The sequence below is a fragment of the Shewanella sp. 10N.286.52.C2 genome (genome assembly GCF_002874545.1).
Lineage (GTDB): Bacteria > Pseudomonadota > Gammaproteobacteria > Enterobacterales > Shewanellaceae > Shewanella.
The window spans coordinates 170,731-196,983 of record NZ_MCTV01000039.1; the positions used below are offsets into that span (position 1 = coordinate 170,731).

Genomic DNA, 26,253 nt, shown 5'->3' on the forward strand with positions numbered 1-26,253 from the left:
ACTCTCAATTAATTACTACTTAGCCATGTTAAACTAATAACAAAGTTACAGCTAGTTTAGCTGCATGATGGCGATATATATAGTTTGTAGCCCAAATACTACAATCAAGATCCCACTTATCATTCGGACCTGCTTTTTTTGTACCCATTGAGCTAACGTTTTCGCCGCTACACCGGCACTGAGTAACGCGGGCAATGTACCTAAACCAAAAGCTAACATGATTAAGGCGCCATCAAGGGCATTACCAGCCGCAACAGCCCAAGTTAGGGTGCTATAGACTAAACCGCATGGTAACCAACCCCATATTATACCAGCCATGACGGCTTGATGTTTATGTTTAATGGGTAACAATTTGTTAGCCAATGGCTTTAAAAAACGCCATAACATTTTGCCCACTTTTTCGATTTGCACGATACCAAACCAAAGCTGGGCGATGTAAAGCCCTGTGGCTATCATCATAATGCCAGCAAAAATACGCAGGCCGATAAGATAGTTATCAAGGTCAAACATATAACCTAAGGCTGCGGTACTGGCTCCAGCTAATGCACCTGCTAGGGTATAACTGAGTATCCTGCCTAGATTGTAGCTTAATAAAAAACTTAACTGATTGGCGAGCTGATTCGATGCTGTATTGGGTAAGTTAGATGCAAATGCGCCAACTAAACCACCACACATGCCAAAGCAATGTGCCGCACCCATTAATCCAACTAAAAAAGCACCCCATACATTGTATTCAATCAATTCTTTTTCTCTGATTCTGTTTCACTTGGTTTATCTTCATCAAATAAAATAGAAACACTTTGACGGTCTAAATCGTCGAATTGTTCACTTTTGACTGCCCAAAAGAAGATGGCAACAGCAATTGCAACAAATAGCATTGCGATAGGAATTAGTACGTAGATGATACTCATATTTTTATCCTGAGTAAGCGTAAGCTGTTAGATACGACAATAATCGAACTAACTGACATTCCAATCGCTGCAATATACGGTACTACATGACCGGTAACCGCTAGCGGTAGAATAATGACATTGTAAGCAAACGCCCAAATTAAGTTTTGTTTTATTATTTTATTTGTTAACTTTGAAACTGTAATTGCTTGATTAAACTTAGATAGTTGATCACCAAGTAAAATCAAATCAGCACTATTTTTAGCGATAGCGCTGCCACTTCCCATCGCGACGGATAAATTGGCTCCGGCTAAAACGGGAGCATCATTAATGCCATCTCCAAACATTGCCACATCTTGTGTTTGTTGTAATTTGTTTATCAAATCTAGTTTATCTCTAGGGTTAAGTCCTGCATAACTATTTTTAACATTAAGCTGCTGCGCGATAGCGTTCACATGGCTGGCACAGTCACCACTAGCAATACTAACATCGATATTTTGATGTTGAAGTTGTTTTATGGTTTCTAGACTATCTACCCTGAGAGCATCCTTTAGGGAAAAACAGGCTGTAATAATGCCATTCACAGACAACCACAACAGTTTGCCGTTGCACAGATTGGCATCGACTCCCACAAATTCAGCATTACCAATTTTAACGACATCAGTATTAATGTTACCTGATATGCCTAAGCCAACGTGATGCTGTATGTCGGTGGCACAAATATCACTGTGAGCATGGGCTTTAAATGCACTGGCAATTGGGTGAAGTGAGCCAGTTTCTAATGCGGCGGCATAGGCTAAAACGGTTTGTTCATTTTGGCTATCGGTTAATACAATACTTTCAAGTGAAATAGTGCCGCAGGTTAAGGTACCGGTTTTATCGAATACGACATGGTTGATACGAGGCAGTTTTTCAAATACCCCAGCTTTTCGGGTGATTATACCCAGTTTGGTAAAAATAGCCGTCGCGCAAGTAATCGCAGTTGGCGTAGCAAGGGCGAGGGCACAAGGACAGGTTGCCACTAATACCGATAATGTCACCCAAAAAGCATCTTCTGGTGAAATTTGTAACCACACCACATAGGTTAACGACGCAATTGCTAAAATCGTACCTGAAAAATAACGCGCTAACCTATCAGCCAGTTTCGCAATAGCAGGTTTGGTGTTTGAAGCCACTTCTTGCAAGCGAATAATTTCAGCGACGAGTTGATCTTGTCCTAAAGCGGTGACTTTTACCGTCAGGGCTTGATCAATATTAATTGTGCCAGCAAATACACTGTCATTAATGGTTTTAATGAGAGGCATTTGCTCACCTGTGAGCATTGATTCATTAAGACCCGATTTCCCTTCAATAATATCCCCATCAGCGGCAACGATATCGCCCGGTCTAACAAGGATAATATCGCCTAATTTTAATCGCTTGGCAGGTATTTCTGAAATATCACCATCAAGTTTTAAATGAGCTGTTAATGGCACCAGTTTATGAAGATTACTTGAATTGACGGATGCAGTTTGTTTGGCTTTTTGTTCAAAATAGCGGCCAAGTAATAGGAAGAAAGTAAACATGGAGACAGATTCAAAATACACTTCTCCATTGCCATTAATCGTTGCAAAACAACTGGCAATATAAGCTCCGGCGATTGCAATTGATACCGATAAGTCCATATTGAGTTTACCGCTAAGTAAACTTCTTATGGCGCTGAAATAAAAAGGCTGAGCAGAATAAAATACCACTGGCGCGGCCAAGGTCATACTGACCCAGCGAAAGTAATCGCGCATTTGAGTATCTTGGAGGGTGAAGTAATCAGAGTACAAGGCCAATGCAAACATCATCACTTGCATGGTAGCAAAACCAGCTAAGCCTAAGCGTAATAAAAACTTTCGGCCTTCTGTTTTACTTTGCTTTTCTTGCTCATCCACTTGATAAGGCGCAGCCTGGTAGCCAATACGGCTTATCGCCGCAAGAATTTCACTGAGTTTCAGTGACTCTTCATGCCAACTAACTAAAGCGCGCTGCGTGGTAGAATTTACGCTTATGTTAGTAATACCCGCTAATTGTTTTAGCTTATGTTCAATTAACCATGCGCATGCCGCACAGGTTATACCGTCAATCGAAACTGAAATGGTATTGATACCATCAACTTTGTGGGTAAGGTCTTGTTGAACTTCAGGGATATCATAAGCTGAGTATTGCGCTAATTCAGCTGGGACCAGGGCAGTTTGTTTGCTACCCGGTTCACTTCGATATTGGTAATAACTCGCCAGACCTGAATCAATAATAGCTTGTGAAACCGCCTGACAACCAGGACAGCACATAAGCTGATCTTGGTTGTCGATAAAAGTGGTGAATTCATTGCCAGTTAAAACAGGTTCATTACAGTGATAGCAGTTTTGCATTATATATATTAATTCAACCAGTATTCGACATCATCATGAATTTCAATACGTTGCTGGATTCTCCAGCTTGCATCAAAGCCTTCAAGTCGGACATTCCATGGCCCAGAAATCGCTTCTGATAAACCAATTCGATATGTGCCGTTGCCATCAGCAGTGGCATTAATGTTGAAATCTTTTTCTTCAAGGGTTGGGTGAATAAAACTGACTTTCAATACGGCTTGGTATGCAGGACCGCCATGTTGAGATATTTTAAGTTCGTGATCGTCAACTTCAATTAAGTATTGCATGCCTAAGTTTTTAGCTTGCTTAATTTTACGCAAATCCATATTGATGGCTTTGCCTTCTTTGTAATAATCATCTGAAACCAAGGAGTCAGCATTATCAATGGCGATACTCATCGCAACCATGCTTTTAAGGACAACAACAAAAAGAAGAACAACGATAAACCAAGGCCAAAAGTGCTTATACCAGGGAAGAGGAGCAGACATAAAACGGTCCTAATTATTAACTTTTATTATTAATCTATTTTAACCTGAAAACCATTAATAATCACTTAAAAAAAAGGCCTCGTTTAAACGAGGCCTTTTTTGTTATCAAGCTGTAACTATTTGTTTGATAAGCTATAAACGTATGCAGATACTACATGAACTTTTTCTTCACCTAGGATATCTTTCCACGCTGGCATAACACCTGAACGACCATTTGCAATTGATTGCATAACTTGTAAACGGCTTCCGCCATATAACCAAGCATCATCAGTTAAATTAGGTGCGCCCATAAACTTATTACCAGTGCCATCCATACCATGACAAGCAAAACAGCCTTTCATGAATGAACCTTGACCTTGAGCTGCTAACGTAGCGTCATGATCACGTCCTGATAATTTAAACACGTATTCAGCTAAGCCACGAATTTCACTATCTTCGATGGGTAATCCGCCTTTAGGAGGCATCATGCCGTTACGACCATTCATCAGCGTTGTCTTAATAGTTGCAGGATCGCCACCATATAACCAATTACCATCGGTTAAATCTGGGAAGCCAACACTACCGCGAGCATCCGAACCATGACATTGAGCACAGTTTTGTAGGAATAAACGCCCACCAACTTTAAGTGCCTCTTCGTCTTTAACTAGCTCTTCAATTGGCGTAGCTAAATAAGCAGCAAAGATAGGGCCGTATTGCTTGTCAGCACTTGCGACTTCACGATCGTACTGAGAAAGGCGTTGCTCTGCAGTAGCTAACTCAACCGCTGCTTTAGACTCTTCGATTGAACGAACACTTTGGTTCGAACTTGTCCAACCAAATAGCCCTTGATAGCTGCCAAGACCGGGGTAAAGTGCTAGATAAATCAAACCAAACACGATACTGATGTAGAACATATAAGACCACCACTTTGGTAGTGGGTTATTGAGTTCTTCAATGCCGTCAAAGCTATGACCCATTGATTCCCCTTCATCAATTCCTGTGTTGTTCTTAGAGCAAGCTCTAAGCAGGAAAAAACAACCGGCGATAACTAATAATGTTGGAAAAATAATCCAAACGTTCCAAAAGATACTCATTAATTATTATCTCCTGAATTATTAGCGCGTGTCGCGATTTCTTCTTCAGAAAAAATCAGATTAGCAGCTTCATCAAATTTGGCTTTGCTTTTTGAGCTATAAGCCCAATAGAAAATACCGGCAAATACCACCATAACAATAATGGTTAGAATGCCTTGTAATGTTCCATAATCCATAACTGCCTCCTTATTTCAGTGCATGACCTAAAGACTGAAGATAAGCAATTAACGCTTCAAGTTCAGTTTTGCCTTTAACAGCAGCTTCAGCACCTGCAATTTCTTCCGCGGTATACAAATTATGATCCGGGTGGAAATTACTTAAGATTTGCATTTTATTGCCCGTTAGTTTTCCATCTAATTTGGTATCTGCTAACCAAGGGTAAGCAGGCATATTAGATTGAGGCACTACACTACGTGGGTCGATTAAATGCACTTCATGCCATTTATCACTGTAACGACCGCCAACACGGGCTAAGTCAGGACCAGTACGTTTAGACCCCCACTGAAATGGGTGGTCCCAAACTGATTCGCCAGCAACAGAGTAGTGACCGTAACGTTCAGTTTCGGCACGTAAAGGACGGATCATTTGGCTGTGACAGTTGTAACAACCTTCACGGACATAAATATCACGACCTTCAATCTGCAAAGCATTGTACGGCTTTAAACCTTCAACTGGTTCAGTAGTATCTTTTTGGAAAAGCAAAGGGGTGATCTGTACTAGACCACCGAAACTAATTGCGATTACAGTAAAAATACCAAGCAGGCCGATGTTTTTTTCGATTATTTCATGATTAAATTTCATCGTTCTGCTCCTTATGCTTTGGCTTCAGCTAATGCTGGAAGGGTGTCTTTAGGGGCATTAACGGTACGCAACACGTTATACGCCATGATAAACATACCCGTTAAGAAGAACACACCACCAATAAAGCGAACAAAGTAGAACGGATAAGATGCTTCTAAGCTTTCAACAAAGCTATAAGTCAAAGTACCGTCAGAGTTAACTGCGCGCCACATTAGACCTTGCATCACACCAGAGATCCACATTGATACTATGTATAAAACTGTACCAATTGTCGCTAACCAGAAATGGACGTTTACTAGGCTAGTACTGTACATACGGCCATGACCAAATAGCACAGGAATTAAATGGTATAAAGAACCAATTGAAACCATCGCAACCCAACCAAGCGCACCAGAGTGAACGTGACCAACAGTCCAGTCAGTGTAATGAGACAGTGCGTTTACGGTTTTAATTGCCATCATTGGTCCTTCGAAGGTAGACATACCATAGAAAGATAATGAAACAACTAAGAAACGTAATACTGGATCTGTACGCAGTTTATGCCAAGCACCAGACAGTGTCATAATACCGTTAATCATACCGCCCCAAGAAGGTGCGAATAAAATTAGCGACATCACCATACCCAATGTTTGTGTCCAATCAGGTAAAGCAGTGTAATGAAGATGATGCGGACCTGCCCAGATATATAACGCAATCAATGCCCAAAAGTGAACAATTGATAAACGGTAAGAATATACCGGACGACCAGCTTGCTTAGGTACAAAGTAGTACATCATACCTAAGAAACCTGCTGTTAATAAGAAACCAACAGCGTTATGGCCATACCACCACTGCACCATGGCATCTACTGCGCCAGAATACATTGAATAGGATTTGAATAAGCTTACTGGTACCGCCATTGAGTTAACAATGTGCAATACTGCAACCGTAATGATGAAAGCACCGAAGAACCAGTTTGCAACGTAAATATGCGATGTTGTTCGTTTGATAATGGTACCAAAGAACACAATTGCATAACTCACCCAGACAATGGTAATGGCGATATCAATTGGCCACTCAAGTTCTGCATATTCTTTACCAGAGGTGAAACCCATTGGTAATGTAATTGCAGCAGAGAGGATAATGGCTTGCCATCCCCAAAACGTGAAAGCAGCTAATTTAGGTGCAAACAGTTTGGTTTGACAAGTGCGTTGTACGATATAGTAGGATGTTGCGAAAAGGGCTGAAGTACCAAACGCGAAAATCACGGCATTCGTATGTAAAGGTCGTAAACGACTATACGTTAACCATGGAGTTTCAAAGTTTAGTTGTGGCCAGATTAACTGGGCCGCAATCAATACACCAACTGCCATACCAACGATTCCCCACAATACTGTGGTTAATGCAAATTGGCGAACAACGGTGTAATTGTAATCAGCGCCTGTAGGCTGGGAATGGTTCATCATAATGCTTCCACGGCTTATTACTTTTACTTTAAAATTAGTAAAGAAAGATCTTTACCTGTTTAGGGTGACAGGTGGTTAAAAAAGTATCTGTTTTAGAGTTGCTTTTTTAATTATTGTCAAGGTGTTACCTCATGTTTTTTATAACTATCACGAGGCAATGCAATGATACTTGAGCTAAGTCAAAAAAGATATATGTGAGCTAGGTGTAAACTTGATCTAGATCAATTTCCTAAAGATAATGTTATCAATATGAATCGAGAGGTTAAAAGTTGTGCAGTTTTTAACAAAATGGATTGTTGGCTCTTTTTTTATAGTGTTTTTAGGTGGATGTAATCCTCAATCAAACACTAAAACAGTAACATCTGATGTAATAGACAGCAGTTTGTGCCAATTTCAACAAGGGGTATGTAAGTTAAATGTTAACAGTGTCGACATTATGCTGATGATTAACCCCGTTTTCACACCAAGTGAAAAACCTTTGAGTATTGATTTACACTTTTCCGTCCCTGTCACTGATGTAAAAATGCGAATCGAAGGAAGAGACATGTTTATGGGGGTAATACCGGTAAATCTTACTGCAGAAAAAAACAGTAATCCTAACCACTATAAAGGTAGTGCTATTTACGGTTCCTGTAGTAGTAATTATATGGTTTGGCGCGCGCTAGTTAACTATTCAATTGACGGAAAGCCGCAATCAACATGGTTTGATTTTTTAGCTGACAATAAATAGTCAAAGATAAAGGCTGAATCTCATTGATAATCATTCTCAATTAGATATAATAGCCAAAAAATCAATTGAGAAAATAGTATGTCCCAATTAAACATTTCAATATCCATCGATAAACTTGCTAAGTTAATTCAATCAGGCCAATTGTGCGTTGCTGACTTTAGAAGTTTAGACACTCAAACAAAGCAACAGTTATGGCAATTATGTCTGCTCAGTTGTAAAGAACGGATACACTGCCAGCATCCTGCCGATAACCCTAACAACTTAATAGAAATGTTTTCTGAGTTAGGGTGATTTAAGCATTATGAAAACTAAAATCACCTTCTTTAAACCAAGTTAGTACTACCGACATAGTGAATGTCAAACTTCATTAGTAGATGACGAGTTGGTACCTCAAAACGTTAACAGTGCTTAACTACAGCTTGCATCAAACTTTCAAATCAAAGCCAGTATTATTGATTAAGTCTAGGTTCAGTTACTGACAAGCTTTTAACGGGCCAATTAATTGTTAGTTTAGTTATTTGATGCCGCCATAATCATTTTATTACGAAGCCACTTATTAGCGGGCTCTTTATCGACATTCACATGCCAATATAAATGCACGTCAATGCCCGGCAATTCAACAGGCATCGGATAAATGTTGATATCAAACAATTCACTGTACATCTCAGCTGCTCTTCTAGGCAATGTGAGCAACATATCGTTATTGGTGATAATACGGCATGCCGAAAAAGGATGTTGGCAACGTAATGATATTTTACGATGTAAGCCTAAGCGTGATAATTCAAAATCTTCAAGTCCTGGCCCTGTTGAGCGCGAAGACACTAAAACATGTTGAAGATGTAAATAAGTATCCAAATCTAAGCTGCTATTAATAGTAGGGTGATCCTTGCGTGCCACCACCACCACTTGATCTAGTTCTAGTTGGGTATGCAAAATATTATTGCTAACAGGAATAAGTGCATCAATGGCTAAATCGATATCGCCACTGGCTAATTTATTTTCTAAATCACTACGCCTTACGCGTTTATTACTGCGTAGATTTATCGTCGGAGACTCTTTAGATAAACTTTGCTGTAGTGGCGGTAAATAGTAGGGTTCTAATGAACCATGCAATGACAGTGAAAAATTTTCACGGGAGGTTGACGGCTCAAACTGCCTTGATTGCACCAAACAAACCTGTAGCTGATGTAAGGCTTCACGCACATCCGCAATAACATTCTTTGCCACCGGCGTCGGTCTCATTTCATTACCTTGTCGCACAAATAAAGCATCATCAAAGTGAGCACGCAACTTACCTAAGGAATGACTGACTGCGGGTTGAGACAAATTCAGTACAGAAGCCGCCTTTGTTATATTTCCCTCACAATAAATTGCATCAAAAACCACAAACAAATTTAAATCTATTTTCATGCTGACACCATTGCATCCTTGCTAAAAATCTACACTGCTAACTTTAATCAAAAAAATTCAACCTACGCTGGTCAAAATTTATCAGCCTAACTATTTAAAATATAAATAGTAGGGTATAAGAACTATTCATTTGTTTAATCTAGGTTGCAACCTTAGCATAGTCAAGTCGATTTTAAACAGCCCGATTACAAAGGTAACTAAACCACCAGCAGTTGTTAGTCAATAAACGTGCAGGTGGTAATTAAAAGCTATAAACAAATTGAAGCATCAATAAACGTTTTTTGTTTCGCTGCTTAAAACCCAATATCACACTGAGTATTTATATGGCTGCAATATATTTGATAAGACATGGGCAAGCTTCTTTTGGAAGTGCTGATTACGATCAGCTGTCAAAAAAAGGTGAACAACAAGCACAGCTTCTTGGTGAATATTGGCGCGCAAGAGCCCAGCCAAGTAAGTTTTATTGTGGCGATCTGTTACGCCATGGGCAAACATTATCTGGATTTAATAAAGGTTATCAAACCAGCACAGTACCGATGATTATTCACTCGGGCTTTAATGAATTTGACCATGTTGATATTTTAAAAAAACACCACCCTCAATGGCAAAACTTCCCCAAGATGAGTGAAGATATCAATAAATTGCAGCACCCCAATAAAACCTTTCAAAAAGAATTTGCACTGGCGTTAGAACGCTGGATGTTCAGTGATAAACATGACGAATATAAAGAAAGCTGGCCGCAGTTCAAGTTACGCTGCATCCGTGCGCTACAAAATATAATAGATCAAGAGTTGGCCACTAAACGCCAGCTTAGTGCTAATGATGACAATGCAAAAAAATCAAAAGATATATTGGTATTTACTTCCGGCGGAACAATTTCAGTCATCATTCAACATATCCTTAAATTAACCAATAAAGAATTATTGATGATAAATCAGCAGGTTAGAAATACCAGTGTTACTAAATTATTATTTTCAGAACAGATGCTAAGTATCGATTATTTAAATAATTATAGTCATTTAGAGCAAGCAGGAGAAGACTGGGTAACCTTTAGATAACGCCGCATAAAACAACTTAAAAATAGATAGGGATTAAGCATGGCAGAGATCAACTTATTTGATTTAACAGGGAAAGTAGCATTAGTCACTGGCGCGAGTCGTGGTATTGGTGAAAGTATTGCGAAACTTTTAGGCCAGTACGGCGCGCATGTTATCGTTTCAAGTCGAAAACTTGATGCGTGTAATAAAGTGGTCGATGACATTGTTATCGCTGGCGGCAGTGCAGAGGCAATTGCATGTCATATTGGTGAGATGGAACAAATAGACTCGCTGTTTGCCGCTATTACACAAAAGCATGGCAAGTTAGATATTTTAGTGAACAATGCCGCCGCTAATCCATATTTCGGCCACATTATGGATACTGATTTAAGTGCCTTTCAAAAAACTGTCGACGTTAACATTCGTGGCTATTTCTTTATGTCTACCCAAGGCGCTAAATTGATGAAGCAAAGTGGCGGTGGATCTATTGTCAATGTGGCATCCGTTAATGGCGTTATCCCGGGTGATTATCAAGGTATATATTCGATAACCAAAGCTGCGGTAATTTCAATGACGCACGCTTTTGCCAAAGAATGTGCTCAGTTTAATATTCGAGTTAATGCGTTACTACCTGGCGGCACAGATACTAAATTTGCCTCGGCATTAGTCGACAACCCTAAAATCCTCAAACAAATGATGCATCACGTGCCAATGAAACGTGTGGCGCAGCCAGACGAAATGGCCGGCACAGTATTGTATCTCGTCTCTAACGCTTCTAGCTATACCACAGGCACCGCGATTAATGTGGATGGTGGCTATTTAATCGGTTAATTAACGAGATTATGGCAAAAGCCGTTATTAATAGCAGTCAATTTGCATCAAATAACTAAAAACAATAACCAATAAAAACCCGTGTTAGGAAAAAATTATGAGCAGTCAAAACAGCACTATTTCAAGCAACAGCACTATTTCTAACAACAGCACTCCGAATAACACCAATAATAGTATCGATAAACTATTTGAATCTTTCAGCAGCAAAAGTTTGTCATTAAAAAATAAAACCGTGATGGCACCAATGACACGTGCCTTTTCGCCAAACTATGTGCCTACTGCAGATGTTGCGGCTTACTATCGTCGCCGCGCAGAAGGTGATGTAGGTTTAATTATTACCGAAGGTACCTTTATTTCCCATAAAGCGGCTAACGGTTATGAAAACGTGCCCGCGATTTATGGAGAGAAGGCCCTTGCAGGCTGGAAGCATGTGGTAGATGAAGTACACGCCGCTGGCGGAAAAATTGCCCCTCAGCTTTGGCATGTGGGGTCTGTCAGAAAATTAGGCATAGGTCCAGATAAAGAAGCGCCTGCCCATAGTCCGTCTGGTTTATACAAACCTGGCGCAGAAAATGGTGTCGCTATGACTCAGGCCGATATTGATGACGTTGTTGCTTCATTTGCCCAAGCAGCATTGGATGCGAAAAATATTGGATTTGATGCTATCGAAGTGCATGGGGCACATGGTTACTTAGTTGATCAGTTTTTCTGGGAAGGCACCAACCAACGCCATGATAAATATGGTGGCTCACTTGAAAATCGCACTCGTTTCGGTGTTGAGATTGTCAAAGCCATACGTGCAGCTGTAGGTGCAGACTTTACAATTATTTTCCGATTTTCTCAGTGGAAACAACAAGATTATAGCGCCAAGCTTTGCCAAACCCCTGAGGAATTAGAAACTTTCTTATGTTTACTCAGCAATGCCGGTGTCGATATATTCCACGCAAGTACCCGACGCTTTTGGGTTGCTGAGTTTAAAGGTTCAGATCTTAATTTAGCGGGCTGGACTAAAAAGCTTACCAATAAACCCGTTATTACAGTGGGTAATGTTGGTTTAGATGCTGACTTTATCGGTGAAGGTAACGCCGATCTTTCTGGCACATCTAACCCAACGGGTATTGATGAATTACTGATCCGTTTAAATAACGATGAGTTTGACTTAGTGGGTATTGGCCGCGCTTTACTCGTTGATCCGCAGTGGGTAAATAAGATTAAGTCCAATGCGATAGACGAGATTAAACCATTTAACAAAAAAACACTGATGTCGCTTAGTTGATTGTTAACTGACGACATGACCTGCGTACTGCACTGTTTGTAATGCAAAAAATGATGTTCAGATTGAAAGGGGAATAAAATGGATTTTGAATACAGTCCTAAAGTTCAGCAGCTAATGAAACGTGTCAGCAAATTTATGGATTTACATATTTTTCCTAACGAAGCAGCAATGCATAAACAAGTTGAACTTGAACCTTGGTCAACCCCTCCTTTAATGGAAGAGCTCAAGGCAATCGCAAAAGCGGAAGGCTTATGGAATTTATTTTTACCGGTTACCTATGGCAAATATAGTGCAGGGTTAACCAACCTTGAATATGCACCGCTGGCAGAGTTAATGGGCCGAGTCATGTGGGCGCCTGAAGTATTTAACTGCGCTGCACCTGACACTGGCAATATGGAAGTATTAGCTCGTTACGGTAACGAAGCCCAAAAGAAACAATGGTTAGAACCATTACTGGAAGGCAAAATTCGTTCAGCTTTTGCGATGACAGAGCCAGAAGTCGCTTCAAGTGATGCGACCAATATTGAATTACGTATAGAACGTGACGGTAATGAATATGTCATTAATGGCCGTAAATTCTATATCAGTGGCGCATGCCGCAAGCAATGTGAAATTATGATTGTGATGGGTAAAACGGATCCAACAAATAGCAATCGCTACGTACAGCAGTCACAGGTGCTGGTACCAATGGATACCCCTGGTGTGACTTTAGTCAGGCCGATGAAGGTATTTGGTTTTGATGACTCGCCAGAAGGCCACGCTGAAGTCATGTTTGACAATGTCCGTGTACCTGTTGCAAACATTATTGTTGGTGAGGGCAAAGGTTTTGAAATCGCTCAAGGTCGCTTAGGCCCTGGGCGGATACATCATTGCATGCGCTCAGTTGGCATCGCCCAGCGGGCTTTAGATTTAATGTGTAAACGTGTCAGTGAACGCATTGTGTTTGGTCAGCCGATGATAAAACAACAATCGGTACGTGAAGATATTGCAAAGTCAGCCTGTCAGATTGAACAAGCGCGATTGATGACGTTAAAAGCAGCCCAAAAAATGGACACCGAAGGCAATAAAGCCGCTAAAGATTTAATCGCCATGATTAAAATTGTTGCCCCGAATATGTCCCTTGATGTCATCGACCGTGCAATCCAATGCCATGGGGCTGTGGGTGTTAGCCAAGATACATTTTTAGCTCATGCTTGGGCTGGGCAACGAACCTTACGTTTAGCTGATGGACCCGATCAGGTGCATATGATGCAACTGGGACGTGACTTAGTTAAGAAGGTAGCGAATTAACATCTGGCATCACCTGACTGTAATCAAAAGGGTGAAGTGGTTTTGATTCGCGACACTAAATTAAGTTAACTATTGACCCTAAGTGGTCTAAAAGAGAATTGCCAATGTTAGACGATAATTTAATAGACCTTAAACAATTAACTCAGTATCTAGAGCGCCATATTGCGGGTTTTAAGGGTCCCATTACGCTTGAAAAGTTTGCCGGTGGCCAGTCTAACCCGACGTTTAAATTGCAAGCGGCAACAGGTAACTATGTGCTGCGCAGGCAACCACCTGGCAAGTTGCTAAAGTCAGCCCATGCTGTGGATCGCGAATATAAAGTGATCAAAGCATTGCAAGATACTAAGGTGCCAGTCGCAAAGGTATATCACTTATGTGAGGACCCAAACATCATCGGCTCGATGTTCTATGTGATGGAGTATTGCGATGGCACTGTGTATTGGAGTGCATCTTTATCTGACATAGCCACGAATGAGCAACGTACAGCAATGTATGATGAAATGAACAAAGTATTGGTAGCGCTGCATAGTGTTGATGTCGAGCAGGTAGGGTTAAGTGATTATGGTAAAGCAGGTAACTATTTTGAGCGTCAATTAGCCCGTTGGACTTCTCAATACCGCCAGACTGAAATTACCCCCATTAAAGCGATGAATGATCTAAGCCAATGGCTAGAAGCGAATTTACCTAATGATGACGGTCGAAGCTGTCTAGTCCATGGCGATTTTCGCCTAGACAATATGATGTTTGCCAAAGACTCAGCCAAGGTCATTGCACTGCTGGATTGGGAATTATCAACGTTAGGCCACCCGTATGCTGATTTAGCTTATCAATGTATGCAACTAAGAATGCCTGCAGGTTTGGGTAGCATCGACGGATTGAAAGGTGTCGATCGTACTAGTTTAGGTATCCCTACCGAAGAGGAATATGTAGCCCGATATTGCCAAAGAATGGGTATCGAGCGCATTGAAAATTGGGTGTTTTATCTCGCATTTAGTTTCTTCAGGTTAGCCGCTATTGCTCAAGGCGTTGCTAAACGCGCATCCCAAGGCAATGCATCAAACGAAAATGCTAATAAAGTCGGCGCATTTGTCGAACCGTTAGCAAAAATGGCCCTACAAGTAATCGCCCAAAAATAACTTGCAGCTTTCACTGCTATAACCAAATAAACCACGAATTACAGGAGTTATCTCATGGATCCATTATTAGATTTTAGCGGTAAAGTCGCCATCATAACCGGGGCGGCACAAGGTTTTGGACAACTACTTGCCCAAGAACTAGCAAATCGCGGCGCTAAACTAGTGATCAGCGATATCAATGAAGCAGGTGTTCATAAAGTGGCAGATGATATTGCGGCAACAGGCGCAGAAATTCTAGCCATGAAATGCGATGTTTCAAAAAATGACCAGTGTAAATTAATGGTAGACACTGCCATGGAGGTATTTGGTCGTGTAGATATTGGAGTCAATAACGCCGGGGTTGCCCATGAGTTTATGCCGTTTCATCAGATAGATGAATCTATTATGGATAGCCAATTTGCGGTAAACGTTAAAGGTGTGCAATTTGGCATGCGTCATCAAATACAACAAATGCTGACCCAAGGAGAAGGGGTCATTCTTAATGTCAGTTCTATGGCGGGTATTGGCGGCGCGGCATTAGGCAGTGCTTATTCAATGGCAAAACACGCGGTTATTGGCTTAACCAAAACCGCTGCGGTTGAATATGGCCGCGCCAATATACGGGTTAATGCAATTTGTCCATTCTTTACGCTAACCCCTATGGTCACCAATTTTGCAGATGCTGAGCAGCAACAAAAAATGAGCCGCGGCGCACCTATGAAACGCCTCGGTGAGCCCAAAGAAATAGTCGCGGTGATGTTGATGATGCTATCGCCAGCAAATACCTATATGACAGGCCAATGTATCGCAGTAGATGGCGGAGTATCAGCCCTTTAAAAGGCAACTTTTAGCCAGAGTGAGTTAGTCACGCTTAGGGAATCACTGTTTTACAGGATTTACAGCGAGTTTTTGACCAATAAAGAGAACAAATTATGCCAGCTAGTTTAATGAATCAACGCGATCTTGAATTTATGCTTTATGAACTGTTTGATAGTGAGGCTTTGATTACTCGTGAGCGTTACCAAGATCATGATCGACAAACATTTAATGAAGTCGTTAATACCGCTAAAGCCATTGCAGAGAAGCATTTTCTTCCCATTCGCCAAAAGTTAGATACACATCAACCGACATTTGATGGCACTAAAGTGCATCTCATACCTGAATTAAAACCTGCTATTGATGCCGTCAATGAATCAGGTATTGCTGCAGCCACCGCAGATTACGATGTCGGTGGAATGCAACTGCCGCCAATTGTCGCCAGTGCAGCTGGCGCTTATCTTAGTGTGGCTGGGGGCGTAGGTATGGGTTACAACATGCTAACAACGGCAAACGCCAATTTACTTGAAGCCCACGGCAGTGATGAACTGATTGAAACCTGGGTTAAACCAATGCGTGAAGGTCGCTTCATGGGTACCATGGCGATGACTGAACCGGGAAGTGGCTCTGGTTTAGGGGATTTAACCACCAAAGCGATTAAAGCTGAAGATGGCAGTTATCGCATAACGGGTAATAAAATATTTATTTCGGGCGGTGATCACGATCTCAGTGAAAATATCGTCCATTTGGTGCTTGCCCGTCTCCGTGGCGCACCGCAAGGGGTAAAAGGTATTTCACTTTTTGTCGTCCCTAAATTTTTATTAAATGAAGACGGCACAATCGGTAACGATAATGAAGTGGCATTGGCAGGATTATTTCATAAAATGGGCGGCCGGGCGCAAACCTCAACGGCGCTGAGTTTTGGTGAAAAAAATGGTTCAATAGGTTACTTGGTGGGTGAAGAACATTGCGGTTTGAAATACATGTTTCACATGATGAATGAAGCCCGCATCATGGTCGGCATGAGTGGCGCTGTACTTGCTGTCGCCGGTTATCAGTACTCAGTTGATTATGCCAAAAACCGTCCACAAGGTCGTTTACCTTCTTGTAAAGACCCGTTATCCCCTATGGTCAATATTATTGAGCATGCAGATGTAAAACGTATGCTATTAGCGCAAAAGGCCATTGCAGAAGGTGCTTTATCATTAGTGTTATACGGCACCCAATTAAGTGATGACGAGAAAACAGCGCCAACCATAGAGCAACGACAATATGCTCACACGCTATTAGACTTTTTAACCCCCATCATTAAAACCTGGCCATCTGAATATGGGCCTAAAGCCAACTCCTATGCGATTCAGGTAATGGGAGGCCATGGTTATATTAATGAGCATCCTGTGGAAATGTTCTATCGTGATAACCGTCTTAATCCGATACACGAAGGCACAACCGGCATTCAATCATTAGATTTAATGACCCGCAAAATGCCTATGAACAAGATGCAGGGTTATATAGCAACATTGGACGAAATAACTAAAACCATTGCTGTAGCAAAAAAACACCCAAATTTAAAAGTGTTTTCGAGTCAGTTAAGTGATGCAGTAAGGTTATTAAAAATTACTACTGACTCAGTATTAACGGCAATGTCGACTGAAAATATAGACTTAGCATTAGCCAACTCAGTTAAATATCTGGAATTGTTTGGCCACATTATTATTGCATGGCTATGGTTAAAACAAGCGATAGTAGCCACAGAAGCACTCAGTAAAAAGCCGCATCAAGCAGATGAAAACTTTTATCAAGGTAAGCTGCAGGCTCAGCAATATTTTTATCGATTTGAACTACCGAAAATTGAGCACTGGTCAACCATTTTGTTAACCTCTGACAGTACAAGTTTTGATATGCAACCTGATTGGTTTTAAAGGTTGTATTGTGTATCTGGTGATTTTGAAGCTTAACTTATAAATTAATTTATAACCCCCTCAAAAGCATGATTGATTTTATCAGTCATGCTTTTTTATTATCAGGGTAAATTTTCATTCAATTTATCTTTTTAACTTCCACATCTACTATTCGCTACGGGAATGTGAAGGTATCAAAACTATTCATTTGTTTAATCTTGTTGCTCACATTAGCATGAGTTAATGCTTAATTTTTATTCATTAATTAAATGTGACAAGGGAATGACAACATAATGCCAACAGTAATTAATAGAGAAGACATTGGAAAGTATATCGGCTTTCAAGCTGAGGCTACTGATTGGCATACCATTACTCAAGAGCAAATAAACCAATTTGCAGATTGCACGCTCGATCATCAATTTATCCATGTAGATGAACAAAAAGCCAAATCGACCCCCTTCGGCAGCACCATTGCTCACGGTTTTTTATCTTTGTCTATGTTGTCTCATTTTGCCGAAGACTTCAGCGTCATCATCGATGGTTTTTATATGGGCTTAAATGCCGGTTTCGATAAAGTGCGATTTTTACAACCTGTAACGGTTAACAGTCGTGTTCGTGCTTTTGCAAAAACCTTATCTATTGAAGAGAAAAAACCAGGACAATTTAGATTATCTACCGAAGTAACAATAGAAATAGAAGGCTGTGATACACCAGCGCTGGTTGCTCAATGGATTTCAGTACAAATGGTTAAATAAAGACTTTTCTGGAACCACAATAACAAGAAAGAAATATAACAATTAGGAAATCATTATGACGATGAGTTTTGACGGAAAAGTGGCAATAGTTACTGGCGCTGGAAATGGTTTAGGGCGTTCTCACGCATTAGAGTTAGCTAAAAGAGGCGCTAAAGTGGTGGTTAACGATTTAGGCGGTGCTCGAGATGGCAGCGGCGCTTCAAGTGCAGCCTCTCAAGAAGTGGTTAGATTGATTGAGACTATGGGCGGAGAAGCCATAAGTCATAGTGCTAATGTGGCTAATTTTAACGAAGTGGAAGACATGGTGCAGCAGGCCATGGCGAAGTGGGGGCGGGTTGATATTCTTATCAACAATGCTGGTATCTTACGCGATAAATCATTTTCTAAAATGCTCCTAGATGACTTCAAGTTAGTGATGGATGTCCACGTTATGGGATCAGTGAACTGCACTAAAGCGGTTTGGGAAATCATGAAACAGCAAAATTATGGCCGTATTGTGATGACCACATCCTCAAGTGGCATGTACGGTAACTTTGGCCAGTCAAATTATGGCGCGGCGAAAATGGCGGTGTTAGGTTTGATGAATACCTTAGTACTTGAAGGCGCTAAAAATAACATTCGAATTAATGCGTTAGCACCTACTGCAGGTACACGAATGACGGAAGATTTAATGCCAGAAGAAATTGTAAAAGCATTCGCACCTGAGGCGGTAACTGCTGGGATGCTAACCTTATGTGATGATGAAGCGCCTAATCGATTCATTTTATGTGCCGGAGCTGGCGGGTATTCTAGCGCAAGCATCTTTGAAACGGACGGGTGCTTTTTACCTCAATCTTCACAAACCCCAGAACAAGTCCGTGCTCATTGGGATGAGTTAACGGCGCAAGAAAGCCAAACCGAACTCACTTCAGGCGCCAAGCAAGGTGAGAAATTTGTTATGAAAGCAATGGCGTTTATGCAATCTCAGCACTAATTCTTAAACTAATAATTTTACATACAATCATAATAAATTTAGCGACTCAGTTTTGTTTGCTTTATACCGAACCTAACAATATAAAAACTAAAATAATTAAAATAAGAGAGGGGATTTATGAGAGAAGCCGTCATAGTTTCAGCTGCACGTTCACCGATAGGCAAAGCTTATCGGGGCGCTTTTAACGATCTTTCTGCGCCGACTTTAGCAGCTGCTACGGTCACAGCCGCCATAGAACGAGCTGGAATTGAGCCAAGTGATATTGATGACTGCATCTTTGGCGTGGTGTTAACTCAGGGCAATCAAGGAATGAATTTTGGCCGTCAGGTTGCCATGGCGGCTAATTTACCCGTTTCAGTTCCCGGAATGACAATTGATCGTCAATGTTCTTCAGGCTTAATGTCGATTTCAATCGCGGCCAACCAAATTGTCTGTGATGGTTCGCAAATCGTTGTCGCAGGGGGCTGTGAATCACTGAGTTTAGTGCAAAACGATAAAATAAATAGCTACAGGGTAGTTGATCCAAACGTAAAAGCTTATCGACCCGCCATTTATATGCCGATGCTTGATACTGCTGAAGTAGTCGCAAAGCGTTATAACATTTCTAGAGAACAACAAGACCACTACGCTTTATTATCACAACAACGTACTGCAGCAGCGCAAGCGGCTGGAAAGTTTGATGATGAGATAGTGCCAGTAACTTGCACTAAATTAGTCATGGATAAAGAAACAGGAGGGGTTACACCGCAACAGGTAACCTTAACTAAAGATGAAGGCAATCGTCCATCAACCAATTTAGCGGGTTTATCGGGTTTAAAAGTCGTTAAAGACAATGGCTCCATAACTGGCGGTAACGCATCACAGTTATCAGATGGCGCTGCTGCAGTGGTTGTTATGGAGCGTGAACTCGCCAAAGAGCGAGGTCTTGAACCATTAGGGGTTTATCGCGGTTTAGTGGTGACAGGCTGTGAACCCGATGAAATGGGTATTGGTCCTATTTATGCCATTCCTAAATTACTCGAGCGTCACGGCTTAACCATGGATGACATCGGTTTGTGGGAAATAAACGAAGCTTTTGCTGTTCAAGTGTTGTATTGCGCAGAATACTTAAATATTCCAGAAGATCGGTTAAACGTTAATGGTGGTGCAATTTCTATCGGCCACCCGTATGGTATGAGTGGCACTCGAATGGTAATGCATGCATTAATTGAAGGTAAGCGTCGTGGGGTTAAATACGTAGTCATAAGTATGTGTATTGGTGGCGGACAAGGTGCAGCGGGCTTGTTTGAAGTGCTTTAAGGTTTAACAATAATAAATAAGAGGCAAGTATTATGGAAAAGATTTGGCTTGAAAAAAGTTATCCACCTGGGGTTGAATTTGAGATTGATCCAGATAAATACAGTTCATTAGCTGAGTTGTTTTTTAAATATACCAAGTTATATAAAGACAACACCGCCTTCGTTAATATGGATGTTGCTATTAGCTATGCAGAACTTGAGCAACAGGCTACTGATTTTGCGGCCTATCTACAACAAGAGCTAGGGCTAGTAAAAGGTGATAAATTTGCCATTATGATCCCTAATTTATTGCAATATCCCATAGCCCTGTTTGGTGCGCTGATAGCTGGGCTTACTGTCGTCAATGTTAACCCGCTTTATACTCCTCGGGAACTTGAGCATCAACTCAAGGATTCTGGCGCCAAAGCTATTCTCATTCTCGAAAACTTTGCCAATGTACTACAAGCCGTTATTGATAAGACCGCTGTAGAACAAGTGATTATCACTGCTGTAGGTGACCGCTTAGGAACAATTAAAGGTGCTTTAATTAATACCGCGCTAAGACATGTAAAAAAACAAGTCCCAGAATATAACTTACCTCAAGCAATAAAATTTAATAAAGCCTTAGCTTTAGGCAGTAAATTATCTTTTACTCCAGTTGAAATTGTCGGTGCTGATTTAGCTTTTTTACAATACACCGGCGGCACGACAGGCCCATCAAAAGGGGCTATGTTAACCCACCGTAATATGGTGGCAAATATAGAGCAATCTAAAGCTGTAACTAAGAATGTTTATGAAATAGGTAAAGAAATCATGATTACGGCTTTGCCGCTTTATCATATCTTTGCACTTACATCGAACTGCCTAGCCTTTATGCCTTTTGGTGGTAAAAATATTCTAATCACCAATCCACGTGATATGGACGGCTTTGTTAAAGAGTTAGCTAAATATCCTTTTACTGCTATTACAGGGGTGAATACCTTATTCAATGGCTTATTACATACCCCAGGTTTTGACAAACTAGATTTTAGTTCTCTTAAAATGGGCTTTGGTGGCGGTATGTCAGTCCAACGGCCCGTCGCAGAACTGTGGGAAAAAGTAACTAAGACTCGCTTATTAGAAGGTTATGGATTAACAGAATGCGCCCCATTAGTCACCATGAGCCCATATAACCAACAAAGTTATAACGGTTCCATTGGCGTGCCAGCCTCGTCAACGGATATCCGCTTAGTAGGCCCCGATGGTGAAGACGTTGCCAATGGTGATCCCGGTGAAATGTGGGTTAAAGGCCCACAAGTGATGAAGGGTTATCATAATCGCCAAGATGCTACTGATGAAATCCTTATCGATGGCTGGTTAGCAACCGGCGATATTGCCACCATGGATGAAAATGGCTTTTTTACCATTGTTGACCGTAAAAAGGACATGATTATTGTCTCCGGCTTTAACGTTTTCCCTAACGAAATTGAAGAAGTACTCGTTAGCCATGAAGGCATATTAGAAGCCGCTGCTGTTGCAGCGCCAAGTGATGCAACTGGAGAAATGGTCAAAGTGTTTGTGGTTAGAAAAGATCCTGATTTAGACGAAGCCGCGGTATATGAGCACTGCACTGAATTACTGACTAATTATAAGCGCCCTAAAGAAGTGACCTTCTTAGATGAATTACCTAAAAGTAATGTCGGTAAAGTACTTAGAAAAGAGCTTCGTTCTTAGTCAATAACCTAGTAGTAAGATTGCATTTTAATTTAACGTTCTAAATTTCAATACTTTAATAGCAGATCAGGGGCATAATGACCTGATCTGTTTTCCGCTGCCATGATTTAGCAATCATTATAGATATTCATTAATGACAAAGCTTAGTTTCTTAGTGTGACCCATCTGAAAAATAACAAGAAATACAGGAACAAATATATGAAATTTAAAAAACTGCCCATAAGCCAACTGTCAGTTTCTATTATGCTATTTTTAGCAGGCTCAGTAACGTTACAAGCTAATGATTTAGCAGAGGTGGGTATTGAATTAGATGCAGCTAAAGCTGCTATTGATATTGATGAAAACAGCTTTAGCTGTATCCGCGATATGACACCAGTAAGGCATTTTTATGTGGACAACATACTTGGTGATCTTGACGCAACATTGGCAGTAGCCAATGCCCCTGAGGGAGCAAAATATCCTCCAGGCTCAGTAGTACAGTTGGTACCAACAGAAGTGATGGTAAAAGGCAAGGCGGGTTCATCTCCTGTCACAGGTGATTGGGAATTTTTTGAGTTAGAAGTCAGTGAGGACGGCTCAAAAATAGTTAATCGCGGCTTTGTTGATGTCAATAACCGTTTTGGCGGCAATTGTTTTACTTGTCATTTACCTGCTCGCGATAAGTGGGACTTTATCTGTGAATCAAATCATGGTTGTGAACCCATTCCAATCGATCACAGCATGACGGGTGCGCTGCAACGCTCAGATCCTCGCTGCGGCGAAGAAGCACTTGAATCTGGCGACAGTATGGCGTTATTTAAATTAAAAACCATGGTGGTTATTGGTTCGGTTAAAAAGTGGTTTGAAGACCTTTTTTAACCACACTGCTATTAAGAGTAAAGTGAATAAGCTTTGCTCTTTTTTATGGAAATTTTAAAAGTAAGATTAACCAAGTCAGGGATGAACATGAATGAAGTCAAAACCCATTACCGAAATTGTAATATTTGTGAAGCCATGTGTGGCTTGGAAATTAAATATCAAGACAAACAAATCTTATCGATAAAGGGCGATCAAAACGATCCTTTTAGTAAAGGTTACAATTGCCCTAAAGCCACCGCGTTAGAAGATTTTTATTACGACAAAGATCGTTTAAAAACCCCCATTAAACGTACTACATCAGGTTGGGTTGATATCTCATGGGAAGAGGCATTTGATGAAATAACCGAGAAATTCAAAGCGATTCAACATAAACATGGCAAAAACGCATTGGCAGTTTATTTGGGCAACCCTAATGCCCACAGCCTTGGCAATGCCATGATGCTAAAACCCTTTTCAAAGTCTTTGGGCACCATAAACCGTTTTAGCTCAGCTTCGGCTGATCAATTACCCCATCATGTAGCAGCTAACTTCATGTTTGGTGCCGGTATGTTAATCCCAGTACCAGACATTGATCGCACCGACTTTATGCTAATTATTGGTGGTAACCCTGTTGTGTCAAACGGCAGCATGATGACAGCGCCAAATGTTATCGGGCGCATGAAGGCGATTCAAAAAAGAGGTGGTAAGGTCGTTGTCGTAGACCCTAAATGTTCACGTACCGCTAAAATTGCCGATCAGCATCTGTTTATTCGCCCAGAAAAAGATGCCTTATTTCTTTTTGCCCTCATTCATTGTGTATTTGCGACTAACAAGGTTAATTTACGTCACTTAGCCGCCATGACAGAGGGTGTTGAGCAACTTGAATCGGTCGCTAAATGCTATGCGCCTGAAGATGTTGCTGATTTTGTCGGTATCGATGCTGCGAGTATTCGTCAGCTCGCTGCTGATATGACCGCCGCTGATTCAGCGGTTTGTTATAGCCGCATGGGCGCCTCTACTCAAACTTTTGGTGGTTTATGCCAATGGCTTACCAATGTGCTGAATATCATCACAGGTAATTTTGATCGTGCTGGTGGCGCGATGTTTCCACAGCCTGCGTTTGATTTACTGCGAAATCACGTGAAAGGCCATAAATCATCCTTTGGCCAATATCACTCTCGGGTTAGAAAGCTGCCATTTTTTAACGGTGAATTCCCAGTCTCCACCTTAGCTGAAGAAATACAAACACCGGGTGAAGGTCAAATAAAGAGTTTAATTACTATTGCGGGTAATCCGGTACTGTCTGCGCCCAATGGCAAGCAAATAGCTGATGCATTTAGTGACTTGGATTACATGGTGTCGGTGGATATCTACCTTAATGAAACCACAAAACATGCCAATATTATTTTACCTGGCACTACAGGCTTTGAAAATTCCCATTTTGATATCTTCTTTAACTCATTCTCAGTAAGGAACACGGTTAAATACTCGCCGCCACTATTTGAAAAAAATGCCAATCAGCGAAGTGATTGGCAAATTTTAAAAGAAATTTCATCACGTATGACCAATACGCCTATGGATCCTTATACACCAGAGATGATCTTAGATATGGAATTAACCCAAGGGCCTTATGGCGAAGAGGGTATGAGTTTACAAAAGCTTATTGATAACCCACATGGGATTGATATCGGCCCACTGATGCCGTGTATTGAGCAAAGGATTAAAACAGCTGCAGGTAAAATAGATTTAGCGCCGCAAATATACCTCGATGACTTATCACGTTTAAATGCGTTGATGACCACTGCGCCAAGAGATCAAATATACCCATTTGATTTAATCGGTCGCCGATTAGTAAAAAGTCACAATACCTGGACGCAAAACTCTGCGCGTTTAATTAAAGGTAAAAATCCCTGTACCTTAGAGATCCATACCCAAGATGCGCAAACGCTGGGTATTAAACAAGGACAATTGCTTAAGGTGAGTTCTCGGGTGGGTGAAATCCACATAGAAGCCGCAATTACCAATGACATTCTCCAAGGCGTGGTGTGTATGCCTCAAGGTTGGGGGCATAATCAACAAGGTACGCGCATGTCAGTTGCAGCAACACAACCGGGTGTCAGTATGAACGACTTAACGGATGCAAGTAAGGTCGACACGTTAACAGGTAATGCCGTACTTAATGGTATACCCGTTGCTATTGAACTTGCGTAACTGTAGGGGAAACATGACAGATGAAATACTTTACACCGTTATTTGTTTTTATTGCTGGTTGGATACTCTTAATATTTAGTGATACTTTGGCGACAATTGGTCTTGTTAATGGTTTGCTGCAATTACTCATTTTCACCTTTGTGGTATGTATTCCTACATGGCGTACAGGCCGAATGTCCTACGTTGATATAGGTTGGCCATGGGGGCTCACACTGATTGGTATTATGACTTGGTGTTACAGTGACGGCGATTCAACCCGTGTCGCATTAGTCAGTATGGCTTATATTTTTGCTGGTAGCCGAATGGGGTTTGGGGCGTTAAAACTGTGGACATCAGGTCACCTGCAAAAAGAATTGCCACGTTATGAATACCAAAAACGTCGCTGGCAAAAAGCAGGTAAAACTAACGTGGCGTTAGCGCAGCAAATAGAGGCGATAATACAAGGTTTGGCCAATGCATCTTATTTGGCTTTACCTGCATTTATTATTGCAGCCAATACAGACTCACAAATTTCAATATTTGAAATTATCGGCATTATTGTGTGGCTGGCTGCATTTGCGATGGAAACTATTGCCGATATACAAAAGTTAGCTTTTTTGAAAGCGATGAAATCGACAGGGATTAACAATCAGGTTTGTAATGTGGGCTTATGGCGATTGAGTCGTCATCCAAATTATTTTGCTGAATGGATGGTGTGGAATGGATTAGTCATTGCCGCTATTCCATCATGGCTAGCCTTATACCAACAAGAGACAGTGGTTGTTTGCGGATTATTAGGTGTAGGTTTACTGATTACCTCCAAAATAATGTACACCACCTTAGTTGTTTATACTGGCGCAGTACCTTCTGAGTTCTATTCAGTGCAAAAACGCCCTGAATATAAGGCCTATCAGCAAACAACCAATATCTTTTTCCCGGGCCCGAATAAGACACAGTAAATATAACGTTAACTAAAAATAGCACTAGAACTAAAACTAAAACTATCACC

25 protein-coding genes are annotated in these 26,253 nt (G+C 41.0%); 16 read left to right on the plus strand and 9 right to left on the minus strand.

The genetic code is table 11. From position 1 onward, the window contains the following. Positions 1–51: 51 nt before the first annotated feature. The 8 genes from BCU94_RS14565 to ccoN all read right to left on the minus strand — a co-directional run bounded on the left by BCU94_RS14565 (position 52) and on the right by ccoN (position 7,093). Positions 52–741: a sulfite exporter TauE/SafE family protein gene (locus BCU94_RS14565; protein ID WP_102435393.1), complete on the minus strand. Its 690-nt coding sequence runs from the start codon at positions 739–741 to the stop codon at positions 52–54. Further along, positions 738–911 (minus strand): cbb3-type cytochrome oxidase assembly protein CcoS, encoded by a 174-nt coding sequence (gene ccoS, locus BCU94_RS14570; protein WP_102435391.1) that lies wholly within the window; start codon positions 909–911, stop codon positions 738–740. The genes BCU94_RS14565 and ccoS overlap by 4 nt, the downstream gene beginning before the upstream one ends. Next, entirely contained in the window at positions 908–3,286 is a 2,379-nt protein-coding gene (locus BCU94_RS14575; protein ID WP_102476784.1) for a heavy metal translocating P-type ATPase, read from the minus strand. Before BCU94_RS14575 ends, ccoS begins: the two co-directional genes overlap by 4 nt. 8 nt (positions 3,287–3,294) lie before the next feature. After that, complete coding sequence (locus BCU94_RS14580) at positions 3,295–3,774, minus strand: FixH family protein (protein WP_076536711.1); 480 nt, start codon at positions 3,772–3,774, stop codon at positions 3,295–3,297. Positions 3,775–3,890: 116 nt separating this feature from the next. Continuing rightward, positions 3,891–4,847 carry a cytochrome-c oxidase, cbb3-type subunit III gene (gene ccoP, locus BCU94_RS14585; protein ID WP_102439471.1) on the minus strand — a complete coding sequence of 319 codons (957 nt, stop codon included), beginning with the start codon at positions 4,845–4,847 and terminating at the stop codon, positions 3,891–3,893. Next, positions 4,847–5,023 (minus strand): cbb3-type cytochrome c oxidase subunit 3, encoded by a 177-nt coding sequence (locus BCU94_RS14590; protein ID WP_102476785.1) that lies wholly within the window; start codon positions 5,021–5,023, stop codon positions 4,847–4,849. The genes ccoP and BCU94_RS14590 overlap by 1 nt, the downstream gene beginning before the upstream one ends. A gap of 10 nt (positions 5,024–5,033) precedes the next feature. Then, a complete protein-coding gene (gene ccoO / locus BCU94_RS14595) occupies positions 5,034–5,648 on the minus strand; it encodes a cytochrome-c oxidase, cbb3-type subunit II (protein ID WP_102439469.1) in 615 nt (204 codons plus the stop codon). Between the two features lie 11 nt (positions 5,649–5,659). Then, positions 5,660–7,093, minus strand: coding sequence for a cytochrome-c oxidase, cbb3-type subunit I (gene ccoN, locus BCU94_RS14600; protein ID WP_102439468.1), 1,434 nt, complete (start codon positions 7,091–7,093; stop codon positions 5,660–5,662). Between the two features lie 271 nt (positions 7,094–7,364). On the opposite strand from ccoN, the gene BCU94_RS14605 reads away from it, so the two are divergent. After that, positions 7,365–7,823 carry a hypothetical protein gene (locus tag BCU94_RS14605; RefSeq protein WP_102476786.1) on the plus strand — a complete coding sequence of 153 codons (459 nt, stop codon included), beginning with the start codon at positions 7,365–7,367 and terminating at the stop codon, positions 7,821–7,823. A 78-nt stretch (positions 7,824–7,901) separates the two neighbouring features. Beyond that, positions 7,902–8,114 (plus strand): hypothetical protein, encoded by a 213-nt coding sequence (locus tag BCU94_RS14610; protein WP_102439466.1) that lies wholly within the window; start codon positions 7,902–7,904, stop codon positions 8,112–8,114. 219 nt (positions 8,115–8,333) lie between these two features. Here BCU94_RS14610 and BCU94_RS14615 read toward each other — a convergent pair whose 3' ends face one another. Then, entirely contained in the window at positions 8,334–9,233 is a 900-nt protein-coding gene (locus tag BCU94_RS14615) for a LysR family transcriptional regulator (RefSeq protein ID WP_102439465.1), read from the minus strand. Positions 9,234–9,556: 323 nt separating this feature from the next. Here BCU94_RS14615 and BCU94_RS14620 point away from each other — a divergent pair, with 323 nt between their 5' ends. The 14 genes from BCU94_RS14620 to BCU94_RS14685 all read left to right on the plus strand — a co-directional run bounded on the left by BCU94_RS14620 (position 9,557) and on the right by BCU94_RS14685 (position 26,203). Next, positions 9,557–10,291 carry a histidine phosphatase family protein gene (locus tag BCU94_RS14620; protein ID WP_102439464.1) on the plus strand — a complete coding sequence of 245 codons (735 nt, stop codon included), beginning with the start codon at positions 9,557–9,559 and terminating at the stop codon, positions 10,289–10,291. 39 nt (positions 10,292–10,330) lie between these two features. After that, the gene (locus BCU94_RS14625; RefSeq protein WP_102439463.1) at positions 10,331–11,101 is read left to right on the plus strand and encodes an SDR family oxidoreductase; all 771 of its coding nucleotides are present in this window, start codon (positions 10,331–10,333) and stop codon (positions 11,099–11,101) included. Between the two features lie 97 nt (positions 11,102–11,198). Then, a complete protein-coding gene (locus BCU94_RS14630) occupies positions 11,199–12,377 on the plus strand; it encodes an NADH:flavin oxidoreductase (protein WP_102476787.1) in 1,179 nt (392 codons plus the stop codon). A 78-nt stretch (positions 12,378–12,455) separates the two neighbouring features. Continuing rightward, positions 12,456–13,667, plus strand: a complete 1,212-nt coding sequence (locus BCU94_RS14635; RefSeq protein WP_102439462.1) for an acyl-CoA dehydrogenase family protein — start codon at positions 12,456–12,458, stop codon at positions 13,665–13,667. 104 nt (positions 13,668–13,771) lie between these two features. Further along, the gene (locus BCU94_RS14640; protein ID WP_102476788.1) at positions 13,772–14,803 is read left to right on the plus strand and encodes a phosphotransferase family protein; all 1,032 of its coding nucleotides are present in this window, start codon (positions 13,772–13,774) and stop codon (positions 14,801–14,803) included. Positions 14,804–14,857: 54 nt separating this feature from the next. Continuing rightward, on the plus strand, positions 14,858–15,619 hold the full coding sequence (locus tag BCU94_RS14645) for an SDR family oxidoreductase (protein WP_102476789.1): 762 nt from the start codon (positions 14,858–14,860) through the stop codon (positions 15,617–15,619). Positions 15,620–15,714: 95 nt separating this feature from the next. Continuing rightward, entirely contained in the window at positions 15,715–17,520 is a 1,806-nt protein-coding gene (locus tag BCU94_RS14650; RefSeq protein ID WP_102476790.1) for an acyl-CoA dehydrogenase, read from the plus strand. A gap of 272 nt (positions 17,521–17,792) precedes the next feature. After that, positions 17,793–18,254 carry a MaoC family dehydratase gene (locus BCU94_RS14655; RefSeq protein ID WP_102439458.1) on the plus strand — a complete coding sequence of 154 codons (462 nt, stop codon included), beginning with the start codon at positions 17,793–17,795 and terminating at the stop codon, positions 18,252–18,254. Positions 18,255–18,309: 55 nt separating this feature from the next. Beyond that, positions 18,310–19,227, plus strand: a complete 918-nt coding sequence (locus BCU94_RS14660) for an SDR family NAD(P)-dependent oxidoreductase (protein ID WP_102476791.1) — start codon at positions 18,310–18,312, stop codon at positions 19,225–19,227. 117 nt (positions 19,228–19,344) lie between these two features. Further along, positions 19,345–20,526, plus strand: coding sequence for an acetyl-CoA C-acyltransferase (locus tag BCU94_RS14665; RefSeq protein ID WP_102476792.1), 1,182 nt, complete (start codon positions 19,345–19,347; stop codon positions 20,524–20,526). Between the two features lie 32 nt (positions 20,527–20,558). After that, positions 20,559–22,217 carry an AMP-binding protein gene (locus tag BCU94_RS14670; protein ID WP_102476793.1) on the plus strand — a complete coding sequence of 553 codons (1,659 nt, stop codon included), beginning with the start codon at positions 20,559–20,561 and terminating at the stop codon, positions 22,215–22,217. Between the two features lie 198 nt (positions 22,218–22,415). Next, positions 22,416–23,075, plus strand: coding sequence for a hypothetical protein (locus tag BCU94_RS14675; RefSeq protein WP_241905016.1), 660 nt, complete (start codon positions 22,416–22,418; stop codon positions 23,073–23,075). Between the two features lie 87 nt (positions 23,076–23,162). Continuing rightward, on the plus strand, positions 23,163–25,265 hold the full coding sequence (locus tag BCU94_RS14680; protein ID WP_102476867.1) for a molybdopterin-dependent oxidoreductase: 2,103 nt from the start codon (positions 23,163–23,165) through the stop codon (positions 25,263–25,265). Positions 25,266–25,285: 20 nt separating this feature from the next. Beyond that, positions 25,286–26,203 carry a DUF1295 domain-containing protein gene (locus tag BCU94_RS14685; protein WP_102476794.1) on the plus strand — a complete coding sequence of 306 codons (918 nt, stop codon included), beginning with the start codon at positions 25,286–25,288 and terminating at the stop codon, positions 26,201–26,203. Positions 26,204–26,253: the final 50 nt, after the last annotated feature.

Coding starts and splice junctions, on each gene's coding strand:
- BCU94_RS14655 (WP_102439458.1), top strand. CDS start 17,793: ATGCCAACAGTAATTAATAGAGAAGACATTGGAAAGTATATCGGCTTT.
- BCU94_RS14665 (WP_102476792.1), top strand. CDS start 19,345: ATGAGAGAAGCCGTCATAGTTTCAGCTGCACGTTCACCGATAGGCAAA.
- BCU94_RS14670 (WP_102476793.1), top strand. CDS start 20,559: ATGGAAAAGATTTGGCTTGAAAAAAGTTATCCACCTGGGGTTGAATTT.
- BCU94_RS14645 (WP_102476789.1), top strand. CDS start 14,858: ATGGATCCATTATTAGATTTTAGCGGTAAAGTCGCCATCATAACCGGG.
- BCU94_RS14590 (WP_102476785.1), bottom strand. CDS start 5,023: ATGGATTATGGAACATTACAAGGCATTCTAACCATTATTGTTATGGTG.
- ccoS (WP_102435391.1), bottom strand. CDS start 911: ATGAGTATCATCTACGTACTAATTCCTATCGCAATGCTATTTGTTGCA.
- BCU94_RS14635 (WP_102439462.1), top strand. CDS start 12,456: ATGGATTTTGAATACAGTCCTAAAGTTCAGCAGCTAATGAAACGTGTC.
- BCU94_RS14620 (WP_102439464.1), top strand. CDS start 9,557: ATGGCTGCAATATATTTGATAAGACATGGGCAAGCTTCTTTTGGAAGT.
- BCU94_RS14685 (WP_102476794.1), top strand. CDS start 25,286: ATGAAATACTTTACACCGTTATTTGTTTTTATTGCTGGTTGGATACTC.
- BCU94_RS14615 (WP_102439465.1), bottom strand. CDS start 9,233: ATGAAAATAGATTTAAATTTGTTTGTGGTTTTTGATGCAATTTATTGT.
- BCU94_RS14575 (WP_102476784.1), bottom strand. CDS start 3,286: ATGCAAAACTGCTATCACTGTAATGAACCTGTTTTAACTGGCAATGAA.
- BCU94_RS14625 (WP_102439463.1), top strand. CDS start 10,331: ATGGCAGAGATCAACTTATTTGATTTAACAGGGAAAGTAGCATTAGTC.
- ccoP (WP_102439471.1), bottom strand. CDS start 4,847: ATGAGTATCTTTTGGAACGTTTGGATTATTTTTCCAACATTATTAGTT.
- BCU94_RS14680 (WP_102476867.1), top strand. CDS start 23,163: ATGAATGAAGTCAAAACCCATTACCGAAATTGTAATATTTGTGAAGCC.
- BCU94_RS14580 (WP_076536711.1), bottom strand. CDS start 3,774: ATGTCTGCTCCTCTTCCCTGGTATAAGCACTTTTGGCCTTGGTTTATC.
- BCU94_RS14675 (WP_241905016.1), top strand. CDS start 22,416: ATGAAATTTAAAAAACTGCCCATAAGCCAACTGTCAGTTTCTATTATG.
- ccoN (WP_102439468.1), bottom strand. CDS start 7,093: ATGATGAACCATTCCCAGCCTACAGGCGCTGATTACAATTACACCGTT.
- BCU94_RS14660 (WP_102476791.1), top strand. CDS start 18,310: ATGACGATGAGTTTTGACGGAAAAGTGGCAATAGTTACTGGCGCTGGA.
- BCU94_RS14610 (WP_102439466.1), top strand. CDS start 7,902: ATGTCCCAATTAAACATTTCAATATCCATCGATAAACTTGCTAAGTTA.
- BCU94_RS14640 (WP_102476788.1), top strand. CDS start 13,772: ATGTTAGACGATAATTTAATAGACCTTAAACAATTAACTCAGTATCTA.
- BCU94_RS14630 (WP_102476787.1), top strand. CDS start 11,199: ATGAGCAGTCAAAACAGCACTATTTCAAGCAACAGCACTATTTCTAAC.
- BCU94_RS14650 (WP_102476790.1), top strand. CDS start 15,715: ATGCCAGCTAGTTTAATGAATCAACGCGATCTTGAATTTATGCTTTAT.
- ccoO (WP_102439469.1), bottom strand. CDS start 5,648: ATGAAATTTAATCATGAAATAATCGAAAAAAACATCGGCCTGCTTGGT.